Annotated in this window: 16 protein-coding genes and 1 pseudogene; 4 read left to right on the top strand and 13 right to left on the bottom strand. The window is 63.9% G+C overall.

Features of this window, described 5'->3' with window-relative positions; all coding sequences use genetic code 11:
- Positions 1–63: 63 nt before the first annotated feature.
- From ACSSVC_RS15020 to ACSSVC_RS15005, 4 genes are all read right to left on the bottom strand, one after another.
- Positions 64–2,433 (bottom strand): penicillin-binding protein 1A, encoded by a 2,370-nt coding sequence (locus ACSSVC_RS15020; RefSeq protein WP_446440567.1) that lies wholly within the window; start codon positions 2,431–2,433, stop codon positions 64–66.
- 116 nt (positions 2,434–2,549) lie between these two features.
- Positions 2,550–4,460: a penicillin-binding protein 2 gene (gene mrdA, locus ACSSVC_RS15015; protein WP_492612464.1), complete on the bottom strand. Its 1,911-nt coding sequence runs from the start codon at positions 4,458–4,460 to the stop codon at positions 2,550–2,552.
- A 23-nt stretch (positions 4,461–4,483) separates the two neighbouring features.
- A complete protein-coding gene (locus ACSSVC_RS15010) occupies positions 4,484–6,181 on the bottom strand; it encodes a peptidoglycan D,D-transpeptidase FtsI family protein (protein ID WP_492612463.1) in 1,698 nt (565 codons plus the stop codon).
- Between the two features lie 82 nt (positions 6,182–6,263).
- The gene (locus ACSSVC_RS15005) at positions 6,264–6,566 is read right to left on the bottom strand and encodes a peptidoglycan-binding domain-containing protein (protein ID WP_346631617.1); all 303 of its coding nucleotides are present in this window, start codon (positions 6,564–6,566) and stop codon (positions 6,264–6,266) included.
- Positions 6,567–6,759: 193 nt separating this feature from the next.
- Here ACSSVC_RS15005 and ACSSVC_RS15000 point away from each other — a divergent pair, with 193 nt between their 5' ends.
- Positions 6,760–7,671, top strand: a complete 912-nt coding sequence (locus ACSSVC_RS15000) for a LysR family transcriptional regulator (protein WP_346631618.1) — start codon at positions 6,760–6,762, stop codon at positions 7,669–7,671.
- Positions 7,672–7,800: 129 nt separating this feature from the next.
- Here the strand turns inward: ACSSVC_RS15000 and ACSSVC_RS14995 are convergent, their stop codons facing one another.
- Positions 7,801–8,670: an AraC family transcriptional regulator gene (locus ACSSVC_RS14995; protein ID WP_492612462.1), complete on the bottom strand. Its 870-nt coding sequence runs from the start codon at positions 8,668–8,670 to the stop codon at positions 7,801–7,803.
- 370 nt (positions 8,671–9,040) lie between these two features.
- On the opposite strand from ACSSVC_RS14995, the gene ACSSVC_RS14990 reads away from it, so the two are divergent.
- Entirely contained in the window at positions 9,041–9,472 is a 432-nt protein-coding gene (locus ACSSVC_RS14990) for a hypothetical protein (RefSeq protein ID WP_492612461.1), read from the top strand.
- Here ACSSVC_RS14990 and ACSSVC_RS14985 read toward each other — a convergent pair.
- Together ACSSVC_RS14985 and ACSSVC_RS14980 are read right to left on the bottom strand one after the other, a co-directional pair.
- Positions 9,413–9,667, bottom strand: a complete 255-nt coding sequence (locus ACSSVC_RS14985; RefSeq protein WP_346631622.1) for an Imm32 family immunity protein — start codon at positions 9,665–9,667, stop codon at positions 9,413–9,415. The two genes, ACSSVC_RS14990 and ACSSVC_RS14985, sit on opposite strands and share 60 nt — an antisense overlap.
- A 145-nt stretch (positions 9,668–9,812) precedes the next feature.
- Entirely contained in the window at positions 9,813–10,697 is an 885-nt protein-coding gene (locus ACSSVC_RS14980; protein WP_077933763.1) for a LysR family transcriptional regulator, read from the bottom strand.
- Between the two features lie 117 nt (positions 10,698–10,814).
- On the opposite strand from ACSSVC_RS14980, the gene ACSSVC_RS14975 reads away from it, so the two are divergent.
- Both ACSSVC_RS14975 and ACSSVC_RS14970 read left to right on the top strand, forming a co-directional pair.
- Positions 10,815–12,194: a M20 family metallopeptidase gene (locus ACSSVC_RS14975; RefSeq protein WP_492612460.1), complete on the top strand. Its 1,380-nt coding sequence runs from the start codon at positions 10,815–10,817 to the stop codon at positions 12,192–12,194.
- Positions 12,195–12,269: 75 nt separating this feature from the next.
- The gene (locus ACSSVC_RS14970; protein WP_492612459.1) at positions 12,270–13,556 is read left to right on the top strand and encodes an MFS transporter; all 1,287 of its coding nucleotides are present in this window, start codon (positions 12,270–12,272) and stop codon (positions 13,554–13,556) included.
- 545 nt (positions 13,557–14,101) lie between these two features.
- Here ACSSVC_RS14970 and ACSSVC_RS14965 read toward each other — a convergent pair.
- From ACSSVC_RS14965 to ACSSVC_RS14940, 6 genes and pseudogenes are all read right to left on the bottom strand, one after another.
- Positions 14,102–14,824, bottom strand: coding sequence for a hypothetical protein (locus ACSSVC_RS14965; protein WP_492612568.1), 723 nt, complete (start codon positions 14,822–14,824; stop codon positions 14,102–14,104).
- Positions 14,825–14,969: 145 nt separating this feature from the next.
- A complete protein-coding gene (locus tag ACSSVC_RS14960; RefSeq protein ID WP_492612567.1) occupies positions 14,970–16,043 on the bottom strand; it encodes a 2,3-butanediol dehydrogenase in 1,074 nt (357 codons plus the stop codon).
- Positions 16,044–16,131: 88 nt separating this feature from the next.
- Entirely contained in the window at positions 16,132–17,244 is a 1,113-nt protein-coding gene (locus tag ACSSVC_RS14955) for an acetoin dehydrogenase dihydrolipoyllysine-residue acetyltransferase subunit (protein ID WP_446440563.1), read from the bottom strand.
- Positions 17,244–18,257 (bottom strand): alpha-ketoacid dehydrogenase subunit beta, encoded by a 1,014-nt coding sequence (locus ACSSVC_RS14950; RefSeq protein WP_065363510.1) that lies wholly within the window; start codon positions 18,255–18,257, stop codon positions 17,244–17,246. Before ACSSVC_RS14950 ends, ACSSVC_RS14955 begins: the two co-directional genes overlap by 1 nt.
- A 30-nt stretch (positions 18,258–18,287) precedes the next feature.
- Positions 18,288–19,265, bottom strand: a complete 978-nt coding sequence (locus ACSSVC_RS14945) for a thiamine pyrophosphate-dependent dehydrogenase E1 component subunit alpha (protein WP_236204160.1) — start codon at positions 19,263–19,265, stop codon at positions 18,288–18,290.
- 2 nt (positions 19,266–19,267) lie between these two features.
- Positions 19,268–20,343, bottom strand: a pseudogene (locus ACSSVC_RS14940) (ATP-NAD kinase family protein).
- Positions 20,344–20,348: the final 5 nt, after the last annotated feature.

The following is a 20,348-nucleotide window of genomic DNA, read 5'->3' as shown; positions in this document are numbered from 1 at the left end:
TAGAAAATCTGCGGCCATAACGGCTACTGAGTCGCTTCTCGCCACCCGGGTATTGCCCGGCATCTAGAACAGTTCCTGCATCGTGCGCTGCATCTCTGCGGAGCCGTTGAGAGATGAATCCCCTCCCTCGCCCACGGGCACAGTCGGCACGTTGTCACTCCTGAACACCTCCATCGCCGTACCCGGCGCCTGCGCGCTGGCGGCGCTGCCGTCTTCCAGGTTAATGCGGCGGGTCACGATGCCATCCGGCTCCGGCTGAGAATAAGGCGCCGTGCCCTCAAGCGCCGCCGTCATGAACTCCATCCAGATCGGCAGTGCGATGGTCACGCCCCACTCCCGTCGCCCCAGGCTCTGCGGTTGGTCAAAGCCGGCCCAGACGCTGGTGACGTTGTGGCCGTTGTAACCGGTGAACCAGGAGTCCTTGGCCTCGTTGGTGGTGCCGGTCTTGCCGCCGATGTCCGGGCGATGCATGGCCGCGGCGGCGCGGCCGGTGCCATGCTGGACCACGTCCTGCAGCAGGCTGGTGAGCAGGTAGGTGGTGCGGCTGTCGACGATCTGTTCCGCCGGTATCTCGGGGGCCGGCTGCTGCGGGGTGGGCGCCGCTGGCGGGCGGGCCTGGAACAGGACCGCGCCCTTGCGGTCTTCGATCCGTTCGATGAAGTACGGGCTGATCTTGTAGCCGCCGTTGGCGAAGGCGCTCCAGCCTGCGACCACTTCCATGGGCGTGACCGAAGCGGTGCCCAGGGCCAGGGACAGGTTGTGGGGCAGGTCCTCGCGGTTGAAGCCAAAGCGCACGATGTAGTCGATGGTCTTGTCCACCCCCATGGCTTGCAGCAGGCGGATGGAGACCATGTTGCGTGAACGGTTGAGGGCTTCGCGCAGGCGAATCGGCCCCAGGAAGGTGCGGTTCTCATTTTGCGGGCGCCACACCGGGCCGGCGTCGCCGCCGCCCACGACAATGGGTGCATCGTTGACCAGGGTCGCCGGGGTGTAGCCGCTGTCCAGCGCCGCGCAGTAGATGAAGGGCTTGAAGCTCGACCCGGGTTGACGCTTGGCCTGCAACACGCGGTTGAAGCTGCTTTGCTGAAAATCAAAGCCCCCCACCAGTGCCTGGATCGCCCCGTCTTCCGGGGCGATCGACACCAGCGCGCCCTGGGCCCTGGGCACCTGGCTGAAGCTCAGCAGCGGCTCGTTTTGCCGGTCGACGCGCACCACATCCCCGACCTTGACCACATCGGCCGGCCGCGCCGGCACGCGCCCCAGGGCACTGTGGCCCAGGTAGGGGCGCGCCCATTTCATGCTGCTCCAGGGCACGGAGTGTTGCTGGCCGCTGGCGTCCACCAGGCTGATGCTCTGTTCGAAGACCTGGGTCACCGCCATCGCCTGCAAGCCGCCATAGGCCGGATAACGCTTGAGCTGCTCGGGCCATCGATCGCTGACCTTGCCGGCAAAATGGCCTTCGGGGCCGTGGTAGCCGTGGCGCTTGTCGTAGGTCTTCAAGCCGTTGCGCAACGCCGCGGTGGCCGACGCCTGCAATTGGCTGGGCACCGTGGTCACCACCCGCAAGCCCCGGGTATAGGCCTCATCGCCAAAGCGCCGGAGCATGTCCGCCCTGGCCATTTCGGCGATATAGGGTGCATCGATCTCGGGCTCCGGGGCGTGGTAGCGAGCGTCCACCCCTTCTGCCAACGCGGCCTGATAGCGCTCCCGATCAATGCTGCCCAGTTCGTACATGCGCCCCAGGATCCAGTCGCGACGCTGCTGGGCCCGGGCCGGGTTATTGATCGGGTTGTAGCGCGATGGCGCCTTGGGCAGCCCGGCAATCATCGCCACCTGCGCCAGGCTCAGCTGCGATACCGGCTTGCCGTAATAGACGTTGGCCGCCGCCGCGATACCGTAGGCGCGCTTGCCCAGGTAGATCTTGTTGACATACAGGTTGAAGATTTCTTCCTTGCTCAGGCTGCGCTCGATCTGCAGGGCCAGGAGGATCTCGGTCAGCTTGCGCGACAGGGTTCGCTCGCGGCTGAGGAAGAAGTTCTTCGCCACTTGCATAGTGATGGTGCTGCCCCCGGAGCGCACGTGGCCGCTCTTGAGCAGTTGCAGCGCGGCCCGCAGCAGGCCGACCGGATCGACACCGGCATGCTGATAGAAGTTGCCATCTTCGGCGGCCATCAAGGCCGAGCGAAAGTCGGGGGGAATGTCCGCGCTGGCAAGGGGTATGCGCCGCACTTCGCCGAACTCGGCAATCAGCTTGCCATCCCGGGTGAAGACCTGCAGCGGCTCCTGCAGGTGCACGTCCCTGAGGGCTTCGACATCGGGCAGTTGGGGTTGCAGGTAAAGGTAGGTGCCGCTGGCGACGAGCAGCAGCACGCTGATCAGCGCCAGCAGGCTCCAGCCCAGATAGTGAATGACTCGCACCCGTAGTTTCCTCATTGAGCGTTTTTGAATTCGAACGCGGCGGGCCCTGAAGCCCTGGCCGGTGTCTTGCGCGCTACAGGCTGCGGCCTCGTGCCTGCCGCGTTAGCCCCACCTGGAGAACGCCTGCGCGCCTAACTGGCATTCACCGTCAGCGGGCTGGGGTTGGTTTCCAGGGCCGCCGGTGCAGCGAACTGCGCTTTCAGCTGGCCACGGCTATCCAGCAGCCAGGCATCCATGACCTTGCGCACCACCGGGCCGGCGACCCGGGCTCCGGCCTCGCCGTTCTCGATCATCACCGCCACCACGATGGCCGGCCGCTCGGCCGGGGCGAAGCCGACGAACAGGGCGTTGTCCCGATGGCGTTCATGGGTCTTGTTGCGGTTGTAGCGTTCGCCCTGCTTGATCGCCACCACCTGCGCCGTGCCGCTCTTGCCGGCAATGTGGTACTGCACCCCCCGGGCGGCGGCTCGGCCTACGCCACGGGGGTTGTGCATGACCATTTGCATGCCCTGGATCACCTGATCCCAGGTTCGTGCCTGTTTCAGCACGATGTTGGGCATGGGCTTGGGGTCCACCGGCGCCTGGCTACCCACCGCCAGCGCCAGGTGCGGCCGGTGCCAGACGCCGCGGTTGGCGATCAGGCTGGTGGCCTGGGCCAGTTGCAGGGGCGTGACCTGCATGTAGCCCTGGCCGATGCCCAGAATCAGGGTTTCCCCGGGGTACCACGGTTGCCGGCGAGTAGCGCGTTTCCATTCCGGGGACGGCATCAATCCCGCTGCCTCTTCGAACATGTCGATCGAAACCTTTTGCCCCAGGCCGAATTCGCTGAGGTAGCTGTGCAGCCTTGCGACCCCCAGCTTGTGCGCCAGGTCATAGAAGTAGGTGTCATTGGAACGCATGATCGCGTCGTACATGTCCACCCAGCCTTCGCCGCCACGGTTCCAGTTGCGGTACTTGTGCTTGTAGTTGGGCAGCTCGAAGTAACCCCGGTCGAACACCTGGCTGGTGGGGGTAATCACGCCACTGTCCAGGCCTGCCACCACCACCATGGGCTTGATGGTTGAACCGGGCGGGTAAAGCCCGCGCAGCACCCGGTTGAACAGCGGCATGTCATCGGAATCGCGCAAGGCGGCGTAGCCTGGCGCAGAGATGCCCTTGACGAAGGGGTTGGGGTCGAAGCTCGGCCGGCTGACCATCGCCAGCACCTGCCCCGTGGCCGGGTCCAGGGCCACCACCGCGCCCCGGCGGTCCCCCAGCGCTTGCTCGGCGGCACCTTGCAGCCCGGCATCGAGGGTCAGCACGATGTCCTGCCCGGCAACCGGGTTGTGGCGGCGCAACACCCGCATCACCCGGCCCTGGGCATTGGTCTCGACCTCCTCAAAGCCCATCTGGCCATGCAGGGCGTCTTCATAGAAGCGCTCGATCCCGGTCTTGCCGATCAGTTGGCTGCGCAGATAACGGGCCGGGTCGAGGCGCTTGTACTCCTGCTCGTTGATCCGCCCGACATAGCCCACCGAGTGGGCAAAATGCTCGCCCTGGGGGTACTGCCTGAGAAACTGCGCCTGGACCTCGACACCGGGCAACAAAAACTGATTGACCGCCACCTGTGCGATCTGTTTCTCCGTCAGATCCAGCATCAGCGTCACGGGCTCGAAGGCTCTTCTGGCGCGGCGCAGTTCTTTCTCCACCCTGCTGCGCTCGGCTTCGGGCAATTGCAGAATCCGCACCAGGTGGCCGATGACGGCAGCGACATCCCCGGCGCGTTCACGGGTCAGGGTCAAGTTGAAACTGGGTACGTTGTCGGCCAGAACCACGTTATTGCGGTCATAGATAAGCCCCCGCTCTGGCGGGATGAGCCTTATGTGCACGCGGTTCTTTTCCGCAACGGCAACTTGGTAGTCATGTTGCGTCACTTGCAGAAAATAAAGCCTGACTACCAGTGCCGTGGTCAGCAGAACCACCAGCACGGCACTTGCCATTATTCGTTTAGTGACGATGGCATCTTCTGTTTGCGGGTCATTGAAGTGACTGATTTCCGGCATGGGCAACTCTGGCTGCATAGGCTTCAAATACCATCGGGAGCCACGTTAGTGAGGCGCAGAGTCTCCGACATGATCTTGCTGAATAACGGCGCGGATACCAGCCCGCCAAAAAAGCCGTGGTGCCTGGGGTTGTCCACCACGACCACGATCACGAACCTGGGGTTTGCCGCTGGAGCGAACCCGGCAAACATGGCGCGGTAGGATCGGGCCAGATAGCCCTTGGCCCCCGGGCTGGTTTTTCTGGCCGTACCGCTTTTTCCACCGACGTGATAACCAGGAACCTTGGCGCGATAGATGCCCCTGGGGCCTTCAACCACCTGCACCAGCATGTCTTTCACGGTGTTGGCGACGCTGGCCGGGATCGCCTGCACGCCCTTGGGCGCGGCAGACACCCGCAGCAGCGACGTGGGCACCCGGACACCGCCGTTGACCAGGGTGGCGTAAGCCCTGGCCAGCTGTACCGCGGTGACGGACACCCCATAGCCGTAAGCCAGCGTCGCCGTTTCGGTGGGCCGCCACTCCCGGCGCATGGGCAGCACCCCGGTCTGTTCACCGGGAAAACCTATGCCCGTCTCCTGGCCCAGGCCCACTCGGTGCAGCAGGTCATAAATCCGTTCACCGCCGATATCGAAGGCCACCTGGCTGATGGCGACGTTGCTCGAACGCACCAGGATGCCGGTCAGGTCCAGCGTTTCGCCCGCCGTCCTGGACGCATCGCGAATGGTGTATTTGCCGATCTGCAAGGTGCCGGTTGCCACATGCACCCGATCCCCGGGCTTCCAGCGCCCACTTTCCAGTGCGGCGGCCACCGAGAACGGCTTCATGGTTGAGGCCGGCTCGAATACATCGACCACCCCCCGATTACGCATCATCGACGGCGTCAGCCCGGAGCGATTGTTCGGGTTGTAGCTGGGCTGATTGGCCAGGGCCAGGATCTCGCCGGTGTGCACATCCATGATCACCACGCTGCCCGCATCCGCGCCGTTGCGTGCAATGCCTTGGCGCAACTCTCGATTGGCCACGTATTGCAGGCGCAGATCCATAGACAGTTCAAGCGTCTGCCCGGGCCTGGCCAGGCGTGCAACCCCCAGGTCCTCGATCAAGTGGCCACGCCGATCCTTCAGTACCAGTTGCTTGCCATCGCGCCCGCGCAGCACATTCTCATAAGCCAGTTCGAGCCCTTCGCTGCCGCGGTTGTCGATATCGGTAAAGCCGATGACATGTGCCGCTGTTGCGCCCGCGGGATAGAACCTGCGGGACTCTTGCAGCGTATAAACGCCCGAGGCCTTGAGCGCATGCACCGCCTGCATCATCTGCTCCGCCACCTGGGGAGGAACGCGCCGATGCAGGTAGGCAAACTCTTTCTGCGGGTTGCGCAGAATGATCGAACTCAACCGGCTCTGTGGCACGTCAAGCGCCTGGGCCAGTGCTGCCCAGTTGTCCTGCTCGCTCAGCAACTCCCGGGGGTTGAGCCAGACCGTGGTCACCGGCGTGCTGACGGATAGAGGCTGCCCATGGCGATCGGTGATCAAGCCCCGGTAGGCCGGGATAGCCACAGATCGCAGGCTTCGGGCATCACCCTGTTTGATTAGAAATGCCTTGTCGGCAATTTGCAGTTGAATGATCCGACCGCACACAGTTGCGGCCATCACCCCCACCAGAACAACAGCCAGCCTGAATCGCCACGGATAAGCAGACGCTGGGCTATGGGTTAAAGCCATAAGAATAAAACCACTTTCCAGCCACTAATCTTCGATAGCGAAACAATGACGTTTCCCTGTACCGGCCCTTCAAACAACAAACTTATTCCGATAGCCACAAGGGCGGCCTTATATCCAGCCTTTGCAGGATCTGCGAGTTGATACTGCCGGTTAACGGAAGTTCGCAGTCCATCTGGAACAGAAAGATGGCCTCGGCGGTTTTCTCCCCCGCCACACCATCTATTGTTCCCTGATAATAATTTCGCTCTGCCAGGGCCTGCTGCAATCTACCCACAACGTCTTCTCCCAAAGGGGAACCTGTGGCTGTTTCAGACAGGCAAGCAGACAGTTCAAACGCCCAGGCAAAGAGCAGCATGGCCGTAAGATACTTAATGTGGCGCACCATATTTCAACCTCTGGCTTAAAGCTTTCATTCAACAGCCAAGGCTTATGCCCGCACAGAAAAACTGAACTAACTGGAACTAGCCAAGTATTGGAAACATCGACCCCCGACCCTGTAATTGGAGCCGGTGATTGTTTAGGCAGGTCATTTTATGGCTGGTACAATATAGATCAATGCGCCATTCAAGCTATCTGATATGAAATCAATTGATATCGAAAACACAGACCTGAACCTGCTCAGAGTTTTTGTCGCCCTTGTCGAAGAAGGCGGTGCCAGCCGGGCGGCTATCCGGCTGGGCGTCACCCAGCCGGCAGTCAGTGCTTCCCTTGCGCGTTTGCGCGAGATCTATGGCGACCCATTGTTTGAGCGCACAGGGCGCGGCCTACGCCCGACCATGCGCGCCAACGCGCTGTACCCCCTGGTGGAAGAAGCCATCAACCGCTGCCGGCTGGCCCTGGCCATGGCCGCCGACGGCCAGCAAGTGAAGGGCCGAACCCTGACCATCGGCCTATCCGATGACAGTGAAATCGCCCTGGGGCAGAAGATTCTCTGCATGGTGGAAGAGCGCCTGCCGGGGCTGCGCATCATCTTCCGGCAGACCCACAGCGGCGTCGTGCAAGACATGCTCATGGGCCACAAGATAGACATCGCCCTGTCCGCCGGCGGCTTCTCCTCGCACCTGATCACCCGCATCAGGCTCGGCCGCGGCAACTACCTGGGCATCGCCGACGCCCACAACAGCATTCCACTGACCGCCGAGGACTACGCCCAGCGCCCGCACCTGCTGGTGTCGTCCGCAGGCTATGTGGGCATCGTCGACGAAGGCCTGAACAACGTCGGCCTGACCCGCACGATCAAGGCCTCGACCTCGCACTTCGCCGCCGTGCCCTTCCTCCTGGTGGGCTCGAAGCTGATCACCACCGTGCCCACCCATGCCGCCCGTGCCATGGCCAAGATCAGCACCCTGCAAACCTTCCCCAGCCCTGTGCCCATGCCTTCCTACGAACTGGAAATCGGCATGCGCGTGGGCAGCAAGCACGACAGCGCGCTGCAAATCGTCAAGTCTCTACTGCTGGATTCGATCAAGGAGGACTTCTTCCTGGAGTGAGGGGCAGGCGCTCGACCGATGGTGTCGCCGCCAAAGAACCGAAGCGTTTCAACGTTTCCAAAGGTCGAAATCCTGTACCCCTAGGTCATGCTCAAATCCAGGTCATGAGCAAGGTTTGACCCATCCCCACTACTGCAAGGGCACATAAATATCCTTCAGCCACTGCTCCAGCGGGGTCTGCGGATAAATACTCAAGTATTCAAAGAACAGCGGCTGATCCCGCAGTTCCTCGCCACTGCCCGGCAGCCAATCGCGGTAGATCGGGTAGATGCTTTCACCTATGTGATCCGGCGAGCCCACATGCCGCACCACCGCATAGCGGCCACCGGCAATCTGCATCTCGCCAATACCCGCCTCATTGGCAACCACCGCCTCATGAATCTCGCCGCAGATGGCAAAGCGGAATTCCTGCGGCGGGGTGGTATCGGGGTTGTTGAAGGGAACGCCAAAACTGCGACTCGACGCCACCGGCGACTGCCCACTCTGCATCCGCCAATCGATAAACCTGCGCACGCTTGCATTGACCAGCCCGGCAGGCCCGCAGTGCTCCAGCGCTGCAACCCGGGTGTCGGCAAAGTCCACGATTCGTACCTGCATAATGATGCTCCTGGAAAAATGAGGGATGGCAAATACCGCATTCCAGACCTGCCAGTTCGGCTGCTTCCTGAACGCACTCGGGCTCATGCCGAACGCCCGCCCGAACGCCCTGGAAAAGGCCTCGGGGCTTTCGAAACCGGCGCCGAACGCGGCCTCCAGCACCGAGTAGTCCGCCAGGGACACCAGGCGATGGGCCGCACCGCGCAAGCGCATCAGTTGCACATAACGTGCAACCGGCACGCCGACGAAGGCGGTGAATTGCCGATGAAAGTGAAACTCAGAGAAGTTCGCCACCCGGCTCAACGTCCTCACCGACAGATCGCCTTCAAGGTTCTCATTGATGTAGGCGAGTACCGCGTTGAAGCGTTTGGCATAGGCGGCGTTGATCGACAGGTCAGGCACTGGGCAAAGGCTCCGGGAATGACGGTAGGCAAAGGATCGGCTATCCCGGCAGGCACGCGCCTAGCCGCTCTTGCTCAAGGTGCACCCGGGTGGTTCGTGGCAGCCGCCCGGGAAAAAGCCTTGATTCACCCCGCGCCGTGATTGTCCTCATCATTCGACAGCAAGCCAATGGCCTGGCGCGCCAGCAACACAAAGGCGCTCCTGTTTGATAATGGCAGCTGCTTCGACCGAGCGGCCGATTGACCTCACTGACCGCTACCACACACCAGGCAGCTCGAATGATGGTTTATGGCGTCACCGCCAAAGAACGGATATTTTGCAGCCCCCGTTCAGCGGGAGCATTACTCAAACCTCAACACAAGGAGTTGCAATGGGCATCTCGCTCCCCCTCTGGCTCATTCTCACGGCAATGACCGCTTACGCGGCCAGTACACGTGGGCGCTCGGGGCCAAGATGGTTTGCAATCGGGTTGTTCTTTCCTGGTGTCGCCCTGCTTGCCCTGTGGTTGATGCCCCGGCTGGCAAAGACCGGCGTTGACGCGCTGGTGCATGAAGATCTGCGCCCTTGTCCTGCCTGCGGCCAGGACATCAAGGCCAGCGCCTCACGATGCAAGCGCTGCGGCGACGAAGTGGAGCCTATCGCCTTGAGGGATCGCAGCGGTTGGGTGGCGCGCATCAGCCCGCAAACCGATGAAGACTTTGCGCGCATGGCAACATGTAGCCGGGCCGAGCACGGCGCTGCCTCAGGCAGGCTTGATCAGCGCCCGGTTGAGGGCAATTACATCCACATGCTCCTGGTGTGAGAAGTGCTCGATCACGTCTTGCAGGTGCACGTGCTCCAGGCCATCGGCCGCCATGTCAGCTGCAGCCTTGATCAGGAACTCACCCAGCGCCCTGAGCGTGTCCGGCTCGGCGAGTATCGAGATCTCATCCAGTTGAACGCTCCTGTCGCTGCCCACAGCGGTGCCATGCACGGTAAATTTTTTCAGCGTTTTCAACGATTGAATGCCTCCATTCACAGGTAGTTTTTTGCATCGGAGCCACAGCCAAGGCTTGGTCGATAGCCGTATAGAAGAGGTTGATCGGCACCCGCCGTTAACCACGAGCGGCGCAAACAGCCTGCTCCACAGTCAGCCGCATCGCTCAGCCCTCTTTCTGCAACCGCACAATCAAGGTCTCGATAAAAAACGCCAGACTTTCCGGCAACACCCGTTTGGGCATGGTCAGCACCTGAATGTCCCGATCGCCCAAGCGCGGGTTGGACAGCGGCACCGACACCAGCCCATCCATCCCCTGCCCTTCGCCACTGATGGCGCTGGCAAAGGCCACCGTATCCGACTGGCGCACAAACTCATGCAGGGCCCCGGAGAAGTTGCAAGTCATCACCTGTTCAAAGCTCAGGCCATCCATCTGGCACACCAGGTCCAGCAGTTGCCGCTGGGTGGTGCCCTTGGGCGTCAAGGCCACGGGAAATGCCTGTACCTGCTCCAACGACAGCACCCCAGCGTTGGCCAGTGGATGCCCCGCACGCATCAGGGCGCGAATCGGCGAGCGGATCGAGTAGCACACATTCACCCCCTCCACCGGTTCGGTGCTGAAGGTCAGCCCGACATCCGCCTCACCCCGGCGAATACGTTGCACACATTCATGGGGTGAAATCACGTCCAGACGGTACTCGGCCCCGGGTCGCAGGCGGTAATGCTCCAGCAGCACCCGCGGCAGGAAGTACCGCGACAGCCCCTCGGTGGACACCAGGCGGATCACCTTGGCCCCCGGATACCCCTCGCCCCGCAGCTCGGCGAGGATGTTCTCCTGCTCCAGCCAGGTGCGCCGGGCGTGTTCGGCCAAGGCTTCGCCGGCGGCGGTGAGTTGCATGCCCCGCGGGCGCCGCTCGAACAGCGCAACGCCGACGCTCTCCTCCAGCAGGGCAATCTGCCGGCTCACCGCGCTGGGGGCGATATGCAAACGCTCCCCCGCCGCCGCCAGGGAGCCGGCATCGATCACCGCCAGAAAATACCGATAGTCCATGTGCATCCCCTTGCAAGGCATCCAATTTTTAGAATCATGCCTTCAAAAAACAGCAATATACAGATGCCTCCCCCCACTCCACCATGGGCCCGTTCCCCTTGCCCGACCGGAGTTGCAATGACCAAGCAAGCTGCCCTCGCTGGCGTGCGCCAGTACCTGGACGATGGCCACTTTGAACAAGACCTGAGGCGCCGGGTGGCGTTTGCCAGTGACAGCCAGGACCCGGCCCATGCCGATGAACTGCCGCGCTACCTGCTGGAGGAAATCCAGCCGCTATTGCAGCGCCTGGGCTTCGACTGCCAACTGCTGGCCAACCCCGAGGCCGGCGGCCCCTTCCTGATTGCCACGCGCCTGGAAGACCCGGCCCTGCACACGGTGCTCAGCTACGGCCATGGCGACGTGGTGCCCGGTTATGCCGAACAGTGGCGCGCGGGTCTGAATCCATGGCAGTTGACCCTGGAAGGCGAACGTTGGTACGGCCGTGGCACCGCCGACAACAAGGGCCAGCACAGCATCAACCTGACCGCCCTGGAGCAGGTGCTCAAGGCTCGCGACGGGCGCCTGGGCTTCAACCTCAAACTGCTGTTCGAAATGGGCGAGGAAGCCGGCTCCCCGGGGCTGCGCCAACTGTGCCAGGAGCAGCGTGAATTGCTGCGAGCCGATGTGTTCATCGCCTCCGACGGCCCGCGCCTGAATCAGGCCCGGCCGACGCTGTTCCTCGGCTCCCGCGGCTCTGCGCAGTTCCGCCTGGAGGTCAACACCCGGGACAAGGGCCTGCACTCGGGCAATTGGGGGGGCGTGATGAGCAATCCCGGCGTGGTACTGGCCAACGCCCTGGCCAGCCTGGTGGACCAGAACGGCCGCATCCGCTGCCGCGAACTGGTGCCGGCGAACATTCCCGACAACGTGCGCGCCGCCATCGCCGACCTGGAGATCCAGCGCGACTCCCTGGGCCGCCCTCTGGACGAAAACTGGGGCGAACCGGGGCTGACCCTGGGCGAGCGCCTGTTTGCCTGGAACACCCTGGAAATCCTCGCCTTCAGCACCGGCAATCCACAAAAACCGGTGAATGCGATTCCGCCCCGGGCCGTGGCCTTCTGCCAATTGCGCTTTGTCCTCGGCACGCCCTGGCAACAGCTGCAAAGCCTGTTGCGGGCGCACCTGGACCGCGAAGGTTTCAGCCAGGTAGAGATCGTCATGGAGCGCTGCTCCCCGGCCACCCGCCTGGACCCGGACAACCCCTGGGTCAGTTTCGCCAAAGCCTCCATCGGCAACAGCAGTACCCAGCGTCTGGCCCTGCTGCCGAACCTGGCGGGCACCCTGCCCAACGATATCTTCGCCGAAGTGTTGGGGCTGCCGACCCTGTGGATTCCCCACTCCTACCCCGGCTGCTCGCAGCACGCCCCGGACGAACACCTGCTGCTACCGGTGATTCGCGAGGGCCTGGAGATCATGACGGCCTTGTTCTGGGACCTGGGGGACCTGCCCCGGGCCTGAGGCCATCGCTCAACCCGCCCGACTCAAGTCGGGCACCTGTCGCTCAAAATCCAACAATAAGCAGGAGCGTCCTGTATGACAGAGTTAGCCGCCACCTCGACCGCGATCCGGGTCGAACCCAAGCCCTTGTGGAAACCCATAGGCGCCGCCTTGATCGGCAACACCCTGGAGTGGTTCGACCTGTCGATCTACGCCTACTTTGCCCTGACCATCAGCCAGGTGTTCTTTCCCACGGCCGACCCGACCTTCTCCCTGCTGCTGGCCTTTGCCACCTTCGGCATCTCGTTCCTGATCCGCCCCCTGGGCGCGGCGGTACTGGGCTCCTACGCCGACCGCAGAGGCCGCAAGAAAGCCCTGACCCTGTCGATCCTGATCATGCTGGCGGGCACCCTGCTGATCGCCATCATGCCCAGCTACGCCACCCTGGGCCTCGCCGCGCCCATCGGCATCCTCCTGGCCCGACTGCTGCAAGGCTTCTCCGCCGGCGGCGAATTCGGCACCTCCACCGCCTTCATGCTGGAACACGCCCCACCACGCACCCGACACTTTGTCGCCAGCCTGCAATTCGCCAGCCAGGGTTTTGGCGTGGTCATTGCCTCGACCTTCGGCTACTTCCTGACCAAGCACCTCGATGCCCAGCAGATGCTCGACTGGGGCTGGCGCGTGCCCTTCTTCTTCGGCCTGCTGCTAGGCCCGGTGGGCCTGTACATCCGCCGCACCGTCGACGAATCGCCGGACTTCAAAGCCAGCGAACCGGGAGAGCGCCCATTGCGCGAAGTCCTGCTCAGCCAAAAGACCCTGCTGCTGATCGCCATGGGCACCCTGGTGGTGTCCACCGCCTCGAACTACATGATCCAGTACATGCCCTCCTACGCCGCCACCAGCCTGAACATCGCCCAGTCTTCGGGCTTTTTGGCGACCCTCACCGGCGGCCTGATCCTGACCATCGTCACGCCCATCGTCGGCTACCTGTCCGGCCATATCGGGCGCCTGAAGATCATGCTGGCGGCGGCGCTGGTCTACGCCGTAGCGATCCTGCCGGCGTTCTTCTGGCTCAACAGCCGCCCCAGCGCCAGCTCCCTGCTGCTGGTGGTGGCGATGATGGCCCTGATCAAGGCGGTGTACTTCGCCCCCCTGCCATCGCTGATGGCGGACATCTTCCCGGTGCGTACCCGGGTTACCGGCATGTCCCTGAGCTACAACCTTGGCGTCACGATCTTCGGCGGTTTTGCCCCGGTGATCGCTACCGGATTGATTGCCCTGACCGGCTCGCCACTGGCACCGAGTTTCTACCTGATGCTGGCAGCAGCACTGAGCGTCGTAGCCCTGCTGATGGCCCGCAAGAAACTCGGAATGGCCTGAAATCAGAGCGTTTTTTGTTACATGGGATTGAAACGCCGCGTAGGAGCCGGCTTGCCGGCGAAGAGGCCCGTAAGTCATGCAGCGCCCGGGCCGACGCCTTCGCTGGCAAGCCAGCTCCTACAGAAACGCACCCATCCTTAGCTTCAGGCCGGCCGCAAGGCCGCCGTCACGCTCTTGATCTTGATCTTGATCTGAACGCCCCGTTAACCACGATGGCCGAACGCAGGCATTGAGCCGTGGGTAACCCGGCAGGGATGCCGGGTTAGCCGCCACCCGGCCAGGGATGGCCGGTGGCGGCGGCCCACGGATCAATGCCGGAGTTCGGGCATGCCGAGCCTAGGCGAGGCACCGAGTGGAGGGGCAAGAGCCTTTGGTTACTTTGGGTTGGGCCGGCATTCCGGCTTTCCAAAGTGACTCGCCGTAAGGGCGAAACCGCCAGCCGCCGCACCCGCAGCAACGGATATGCCCACCAATCAGACCGCACCCTCAAGTTCTACAACCGCTACGCTCCCGAGCGGGAGCAAGATGAGTGCTCCGCCTCCCTACTACTGCACCGGCAAAAAATTCATCAGCAGCAGACTCTGCGCATAATTGAACCCCACCCGCCGATAGCGCTCATCCAGAATCCGCGTCAACAAATCCAACCGCGCCACAATCTTCCCAAACTCCACGGCAAAACTCAGATTGCTGCCCTCCTCGGAAATCTCATTGGAAAACAGCAACAGCACCCCATTGGCATCCTGGCGCTGGCTCAACAGCCAGGTGGCTTTTTCAATATTGCGCGCCGCATTGCTGATGAACTGCGGATCGATGCTATCGGTCATGTAGAACTCGGTCCGCCCGCCATGCGCCGTCACCAGCATGCTGCCAATGGCGTAGATGAAGGCCCCGACCCGATCGCCCTGAAACTCCGGGCTCAAGGAATAACTCAAGGCCGCCAAGTCACGGCGATCGCCGAGGGCCGGCAACGGTTGGCGTTGTTCAATGGCATTGCGAATCTCCCGTTGCGCCGTGGTGCCATCGGGGAAACCCGACTTGCGCCACTGGCTGGGATTACGCAGGTAGAGCTTGCCCATCAACAGGTACAGGCTCTGCAGGTTGTCGCGCATGCCGATGGTGGCCATGCGGTCGACGCTGGTCTGGAAGAATTCGTCAGGCTTGCCTTCACGAAACTGTTTGGCGATATCACGGCCTTGCTGCTGGGTGCAGGCAGAGACGCTGAACATCAGCAGCGCCGCCAGAAACAGGCGCTGAAAGCGGGTTTGCATCATGCAAGAAGAGGGAGCGTAGGCCATCGGCACCGGGTCGAAATTCACGGGCTGCGGCGGGGATCGGCGCGGCCAGGCCTGGTGATAGAACGCAAAACTGTAAAAAAGTGCGATGGCCGCGGCCGGCCATCGCCAAATCGCTCGCTTACGAGCGTCGCAACTGACCGGGGGACACGATGATCTTGACGTTGTGTTCCTTGTTGTTGACCAGCTCCTCAAAGCCCTGGCCGACGATCTTTTCCAGCTGAATGCGCCCGGTCACCAGGGGCGCAATGTCCAGGCGGCCATCGGCGATGAAGGCGATCACATCGGCGAACTCACCGTTGTAGGCCAGGGCCCCCAGCAGCGTTTTCTCGGTGGCCACCAACTCGAAGAAGTTGAACTCGCTGGGCTCTTCGAAAATCCCCACCAGCACGCACTTGCCGGCCTTGCGGATCAGGTCGATGGCCAGCTTGGCGGTGTGCTTGTTGCCGATGCATTCAAAGCTGACATCAGCGCCCAATCCGCCGGTCAGGCGCTTGACCTCGGCCAGGGCGTCGCACTCCTTGGGGTCGAGCACGTGGGTCGCGCCCACCTCCAGGGCCTTGGCCTTGCGCGCGCCGGACATTTCCAGGGCGATCACCTGGGCCGCGCCGGCGGCCTTGGCGCACATGATGGTGCACAGGCCGATGGTGCCGGCGCCGACCACCACCACGTTCTGCCCCAGCAAACTACCGGCCTTTTTCACCGCGTGCATGCCCACCGCCAGCGGCTCGATCAGCGCCCCGGCCTCGGCGGGAAAGTTCTCCGGCAAGGCGTACAGCAGGTTGGCCGGGACATTGACCAATTCGGCGAAGGCGCCGTTGTTCATCAGCCCGGTAAAGGCCAGGTTTTCGCAGATGTTGTACAGGCCATGGGTGCAGTAGTAGCAGGTGCCGCAGTGCTGGCAGGCGTCGGCGGCCACCGGCTGGCCGACACTGAACCCCTGGACCCCTTCACCCAGGGCGATGATTTCGCCGCAGAACTCGTGGCCGAGGATGCACTGGCCCTTGATCCCGGTCAGCGGGTGCGGCGCGTCTACCGGAATGAACACCGGCCCGGCCACGTATTCGTGCAGGTCGGAACCGCAGATGCCGCACCAGTCGACGCGGATCTGCACCCAGCCGGCCGAGGGCGCATCGGGCAGCGGCACGTCTTCGACGCGGATATCGTGGCGGCCGTGCCAGACCGCGGCGCGCATGCTCGGAACGGACTTGAGGGAAACACTCATCTTGGCTTCTCCTGATTGTTATAGGGCTGCGACGGCCCCCTGGCCGCCGCAGCAAACCTCAGTGCTGGCGGATAAAGTCGAGGATCAGGCGGTTGACCTGCTCCGCCGCTTCCATCTGCAGCATGTGCCCCTGCCCCGGCAGCACCTCGATCTGCGCCTTGAGGTCGGCGCTATGGCTGACCGGGATGATCCGGTCGTCGCTGCCCCAGATCACCAGCACCGGCTGCGCGCCGTCCTGCACCACCGGGCGCAGGTCGGCCTGCTGGCGACCGTCGGCGAACAGCTTGCCGGCCAACTGCCCGAGGGCGGCCTGCACCCCTTCCAGGCGCTTGTACTTGAGCATGTCGTCGAGCATCTGCCGGTTCACCAGCTCGGCGTTGGAGAACAGCTGCACCAGTTGCGGCTTCAGCGCGTTGCGGTTGCTGGCCTCGACGAAACCTTGCAGGTAGTCGCCGTTGATCTCACGGCCCAGCCCGGCGCTGCCGATCAGGGTCAGCGAGCGCACCCGCTGCGGCGCCAGCCGCGCGGTGTTGAGGGACACCGCGCCGCCCATGGAGTGGCCCACCAGATGGGCCACGGGAATGTCCAGGTGATCCAGCAGCGCCAGCAGCACCTCGCTCAATTCGTCCAGGTCGCCCCGTTGCAGGGCCTTGGCCGATTCGCCGTGGCCCGGCAGGTCGAGGGCAATCACCCGGCGCCCGGCGGCCAGAGCTTCGTGGTTGAACAGCCAGTTGTTGAGGTCGCCGCCAAAGCCGTGCACCAGCAGCAACGGTGTACCGCCTTCGCCGCGCTCGAAGTAGCGGATCAGCCGACCGTCGAGTTCGACCTTCTGCGGCGCCGGGCCACTGTCTTCGTCGGCACTGTCGCCGGGCACGAAGCTGGCCTGGAACTGCTCGATCACCGCGTCGATCTCGGCGTCACTGGCCTCGCCTTCGACCACGATGCCCAGCAGCGCGCCCACCGCCAGGGTTTCATCCTGGCGGGCGATCTGCCGGCGCAGGATGCCGGAGAACGGCGCCTCGACGCTGCTGGAGATCTTGTCGGTCTCCACGTCCAGCACTTCATCGCCCTTGCTGATGCTCTGCCCCTCCTCCTTGAGCCAGGCATCGACCCGGCCCTCGGTCATCGACAGGCCCCACTTGGGCATGGTCAGGGTATGGATCTGGCTCATCAGCGGCTCCACTCGATCACAGTGAGCACGGCTTTTTCGATCTTCGCCGCGTCGGGGATGTACAGGTCTTCCAGGGCGTCGGAGAACGGCACTGGCGTATGGGGCGCGGTGACCATTTCGATCGGCGCCTTGAGGGAGGCGAAGGCTTTTTGCGCCACCAGCGCCGAGATGTCGGTGGCCATGGAGCAGCGCGGGTTGGCTTCGTCGATCACCACCAGGCGCCCGGTCTTCTCCACGCTTTCCAGGATGCTGTCTTCGTCCAGCGGGCTGGTGGTGCGCAGGTCGATGACTTCGCAGTCGATGCCGCGTCCGGCCAGGGCACGGGCCGCGTCCAGGGCGGTGTTCACCGTGCGCCCGTAGGACACCAGGGTCACGTCCTTGCCATCGCGCAGGAAGTTGGCCTCGCCGAACGGAATCGCATAGGACTCTTCCGGCACTTCGCCCTGCAGGCTGTAGAGCAGCTTGTGCTCGCAGAAGATCACCGGGTCATTGTCGCGGATGGCCTGGATCAGCAGGCCCTTGGCGTCGTAGGGCGACGAGGGGCAGACCACTTTCAGCCCGGGGATGTGGGTCCACAGCGAGGTGAGCATCTGCGAGTGCTGGGCCGCAGCGCGCAGCCCGGCACCGACCATGGTGCGGATCACCAGCGGGGTCTGGGCCTTGCCGCCGAACATGTAGCGAAACTTCGCCGCCTGGTTGAGGATCTGGTCCAGGCAGCAGCCGGCGAAGTCGACGAACATCAATTCGCACACCGGGCGCACGCCGCGGGTGGCAGCGCCGACTGCGGCGCCGACGTAGCCGATTTCCGACAGCGGGGTGTCCAGCACCCGCCCGGGGAATTGATGGTAGAGGCCCTTGGTCACCCCGAGCACGCCGCCCCAGGCGTCGTTGTCGCCGGGGGCTCCGGCGCCGCCCGCCACGTCTTCACCCATGATGAATACGCTGGGGTCGCGACGCATTTCCTGGGCCAGGGCTTCGTTGATGGCCTGCTGGTAACTGATTTTTCTCGCCATGATGGTGGTCTCTTGTTGTTCTGTGGGGCGTTATGGGTAAGTGACGTACACGTCGGCGAGCAGATCGGCGGGGCTCGGTTTAGGGTCGGTCTTGGCCTTGCGCACCGCGTCTTCGATCAGCGCTTCCACGTCGGCATCGATCTGGTCCAGCTGGCTGGCCTGCACCAGCCCCGAACGGGTGGTGCGCTCGCGGAACTGCATCAGGCAGTCGTTGTGCTCGCGGTAATGCTTGACCTCGTCGGGGGCGCGGTAGGTCTGGGCGTCGCCCTCGAAGTGGCCGTAGTAGCGGGTCAGCTTGACCTCGATCAGCGACGGCCCCTCCCCGGCCCGGGCCCGTTCCACGGCGGCGCCGGCGGCTTCGTGCACCGCAAAGAAATCGAAACCGTCCACCGTCACCCCGGGCATGCCGAAGCCGGCGGCGCGGTCGGCGATGTGATCGCAAGCCACCGACCAGTTGGACGCGGTGGCCTCGGCGTAGCCGTTGTTCTCGGCGATGAACAGGCACGGCAGGTTCCACACCGAGGCCATGTTCATGGCCTCGAACACCGCGCCTTCGTTGGAGCCGCCGTCGCCGAAGAACACCACCGACACGCCGTCGGTGCCTTGCAGCCTGGCGGCCAGGGCCGCGCCCACCACCAGCGGCGCCCCGGCGCCGACGATGCCGTTGGCGCCGAGCATGCCCTTCTCGAAATCGGCGATGTGCATGGAGCCGCCCTTACCCTGGCAGACCCCGGTCTTCTTGCCGTAGATCTCCGCCATCATCCCGAAGACGTCCACCCCCTTGGCGATGCAATGGCCGTGGCCCCGGTGGTTGGAGGCGATGCAATCATCGTCCCGCAGGTGGGCCATGACTCCGGCGGCCGAGGCTTCTTCCCCGGCATAAAGGTGGACGAAACCGGGAATCTCGCCGGTGGCGAATTCCACGTGCAGGCGTTCTTCGAATGCGCGGATGGTGCGCATCACCCGGTAGGCGTGGAGCAACTGATCAGTGGTCAGGGGTGTCGACATTTTTATTCTCCAGGGTGTCTTCGGACTGAAGGTTCACGGGGTGTTGCCGGTGATCGCGGTCGATGGCCAGCAGGCGCTGGCGCGCCGCGTGGGCCAGGACCGCGTTGACGTCGATGCTCAGCGGGCCGCCGGCATCCAGGGTGACCGTGGGCCGGTCGTGGGGGTTGAATTCGATCTCGCGCTCGCCATCCAGGGCCAGGGTGCCGGCGCTCAGGCACAGCGGCTGGGGCACCTCCGGTTGCAGGTAGCCGGCCTCCAGCACGCCACAGCCCTGCAGCAGGCCGGGGGCCAGGGGCACCAGCAGCGCTTCGGGAGACTGCGGGTCCAGGCGCATCCAGGCGCCGTGGGGCTCCTGGCGAGTGACCGGCAGCCACAACCCGCAGAGCGCGGAAATGCCGATGGACTGGGGCTCGGCGAAGGTCACGAAGACCTCGGCCAGATCGCTGGCGCGGCTGATGGCCCGGGCGCCGACGAAGGCCAGGGGCGACACCGCCACGTCCACCAGGGCCACTTCGCACAGGCCCCGGGACGGCTCGCGCACCAGCAGGCGCTTGTTGCGCCGCAGGGCGATCTCGGCGGGCACCCGGCCGCTGGCATAGAGCCCGCCGGCCAGCCCGGCGCTGGTGGCTTCGCGCAGTTCCGGAAAGGCGTTGTTGGTGCCGGTGGACAGGGTCAGCAGCGGGATGTCGCCGACCTCAGCGGCCACCGCCTTGTGGGTGCCGTCGCCACCGAGCACGGCGATCAGCGACACCCCGCGCTCGGCCATCCAGCGCGCGGCCTGGCGGGTGTCCTCGACGCTCTGGCGCAGGGTCAGGTCGAGGAACTCCAGGGCCGGCCAGTGCTGCTCCCGGGCCTGGCGGCTGCGGCTGTTCTTCTGCACCGCGGCGGCGATGCCGGTCATGTCGGTGGGCATCAGCACCTGCTCGATGCCGGTGGCGCCAAAGGCCGCCAGCAGACGCTGGATCACCGAGACCTTGTCGGTGCTGGAGAACAGGCCGGCATTGGCGGTGAGGCGGCGCACGTCGCGGCCCGAAGCCGGGTTGGCGATGATACCGACGGTCAGGGGGCGGCGGCTCATAGGCT

Source organism: Pseudomonas sp. E1BtOHC1 (assembly GCF_058744285.1).
This window is presented reverse-complemented; position numbering and strand designations above follow the sequence as displayed.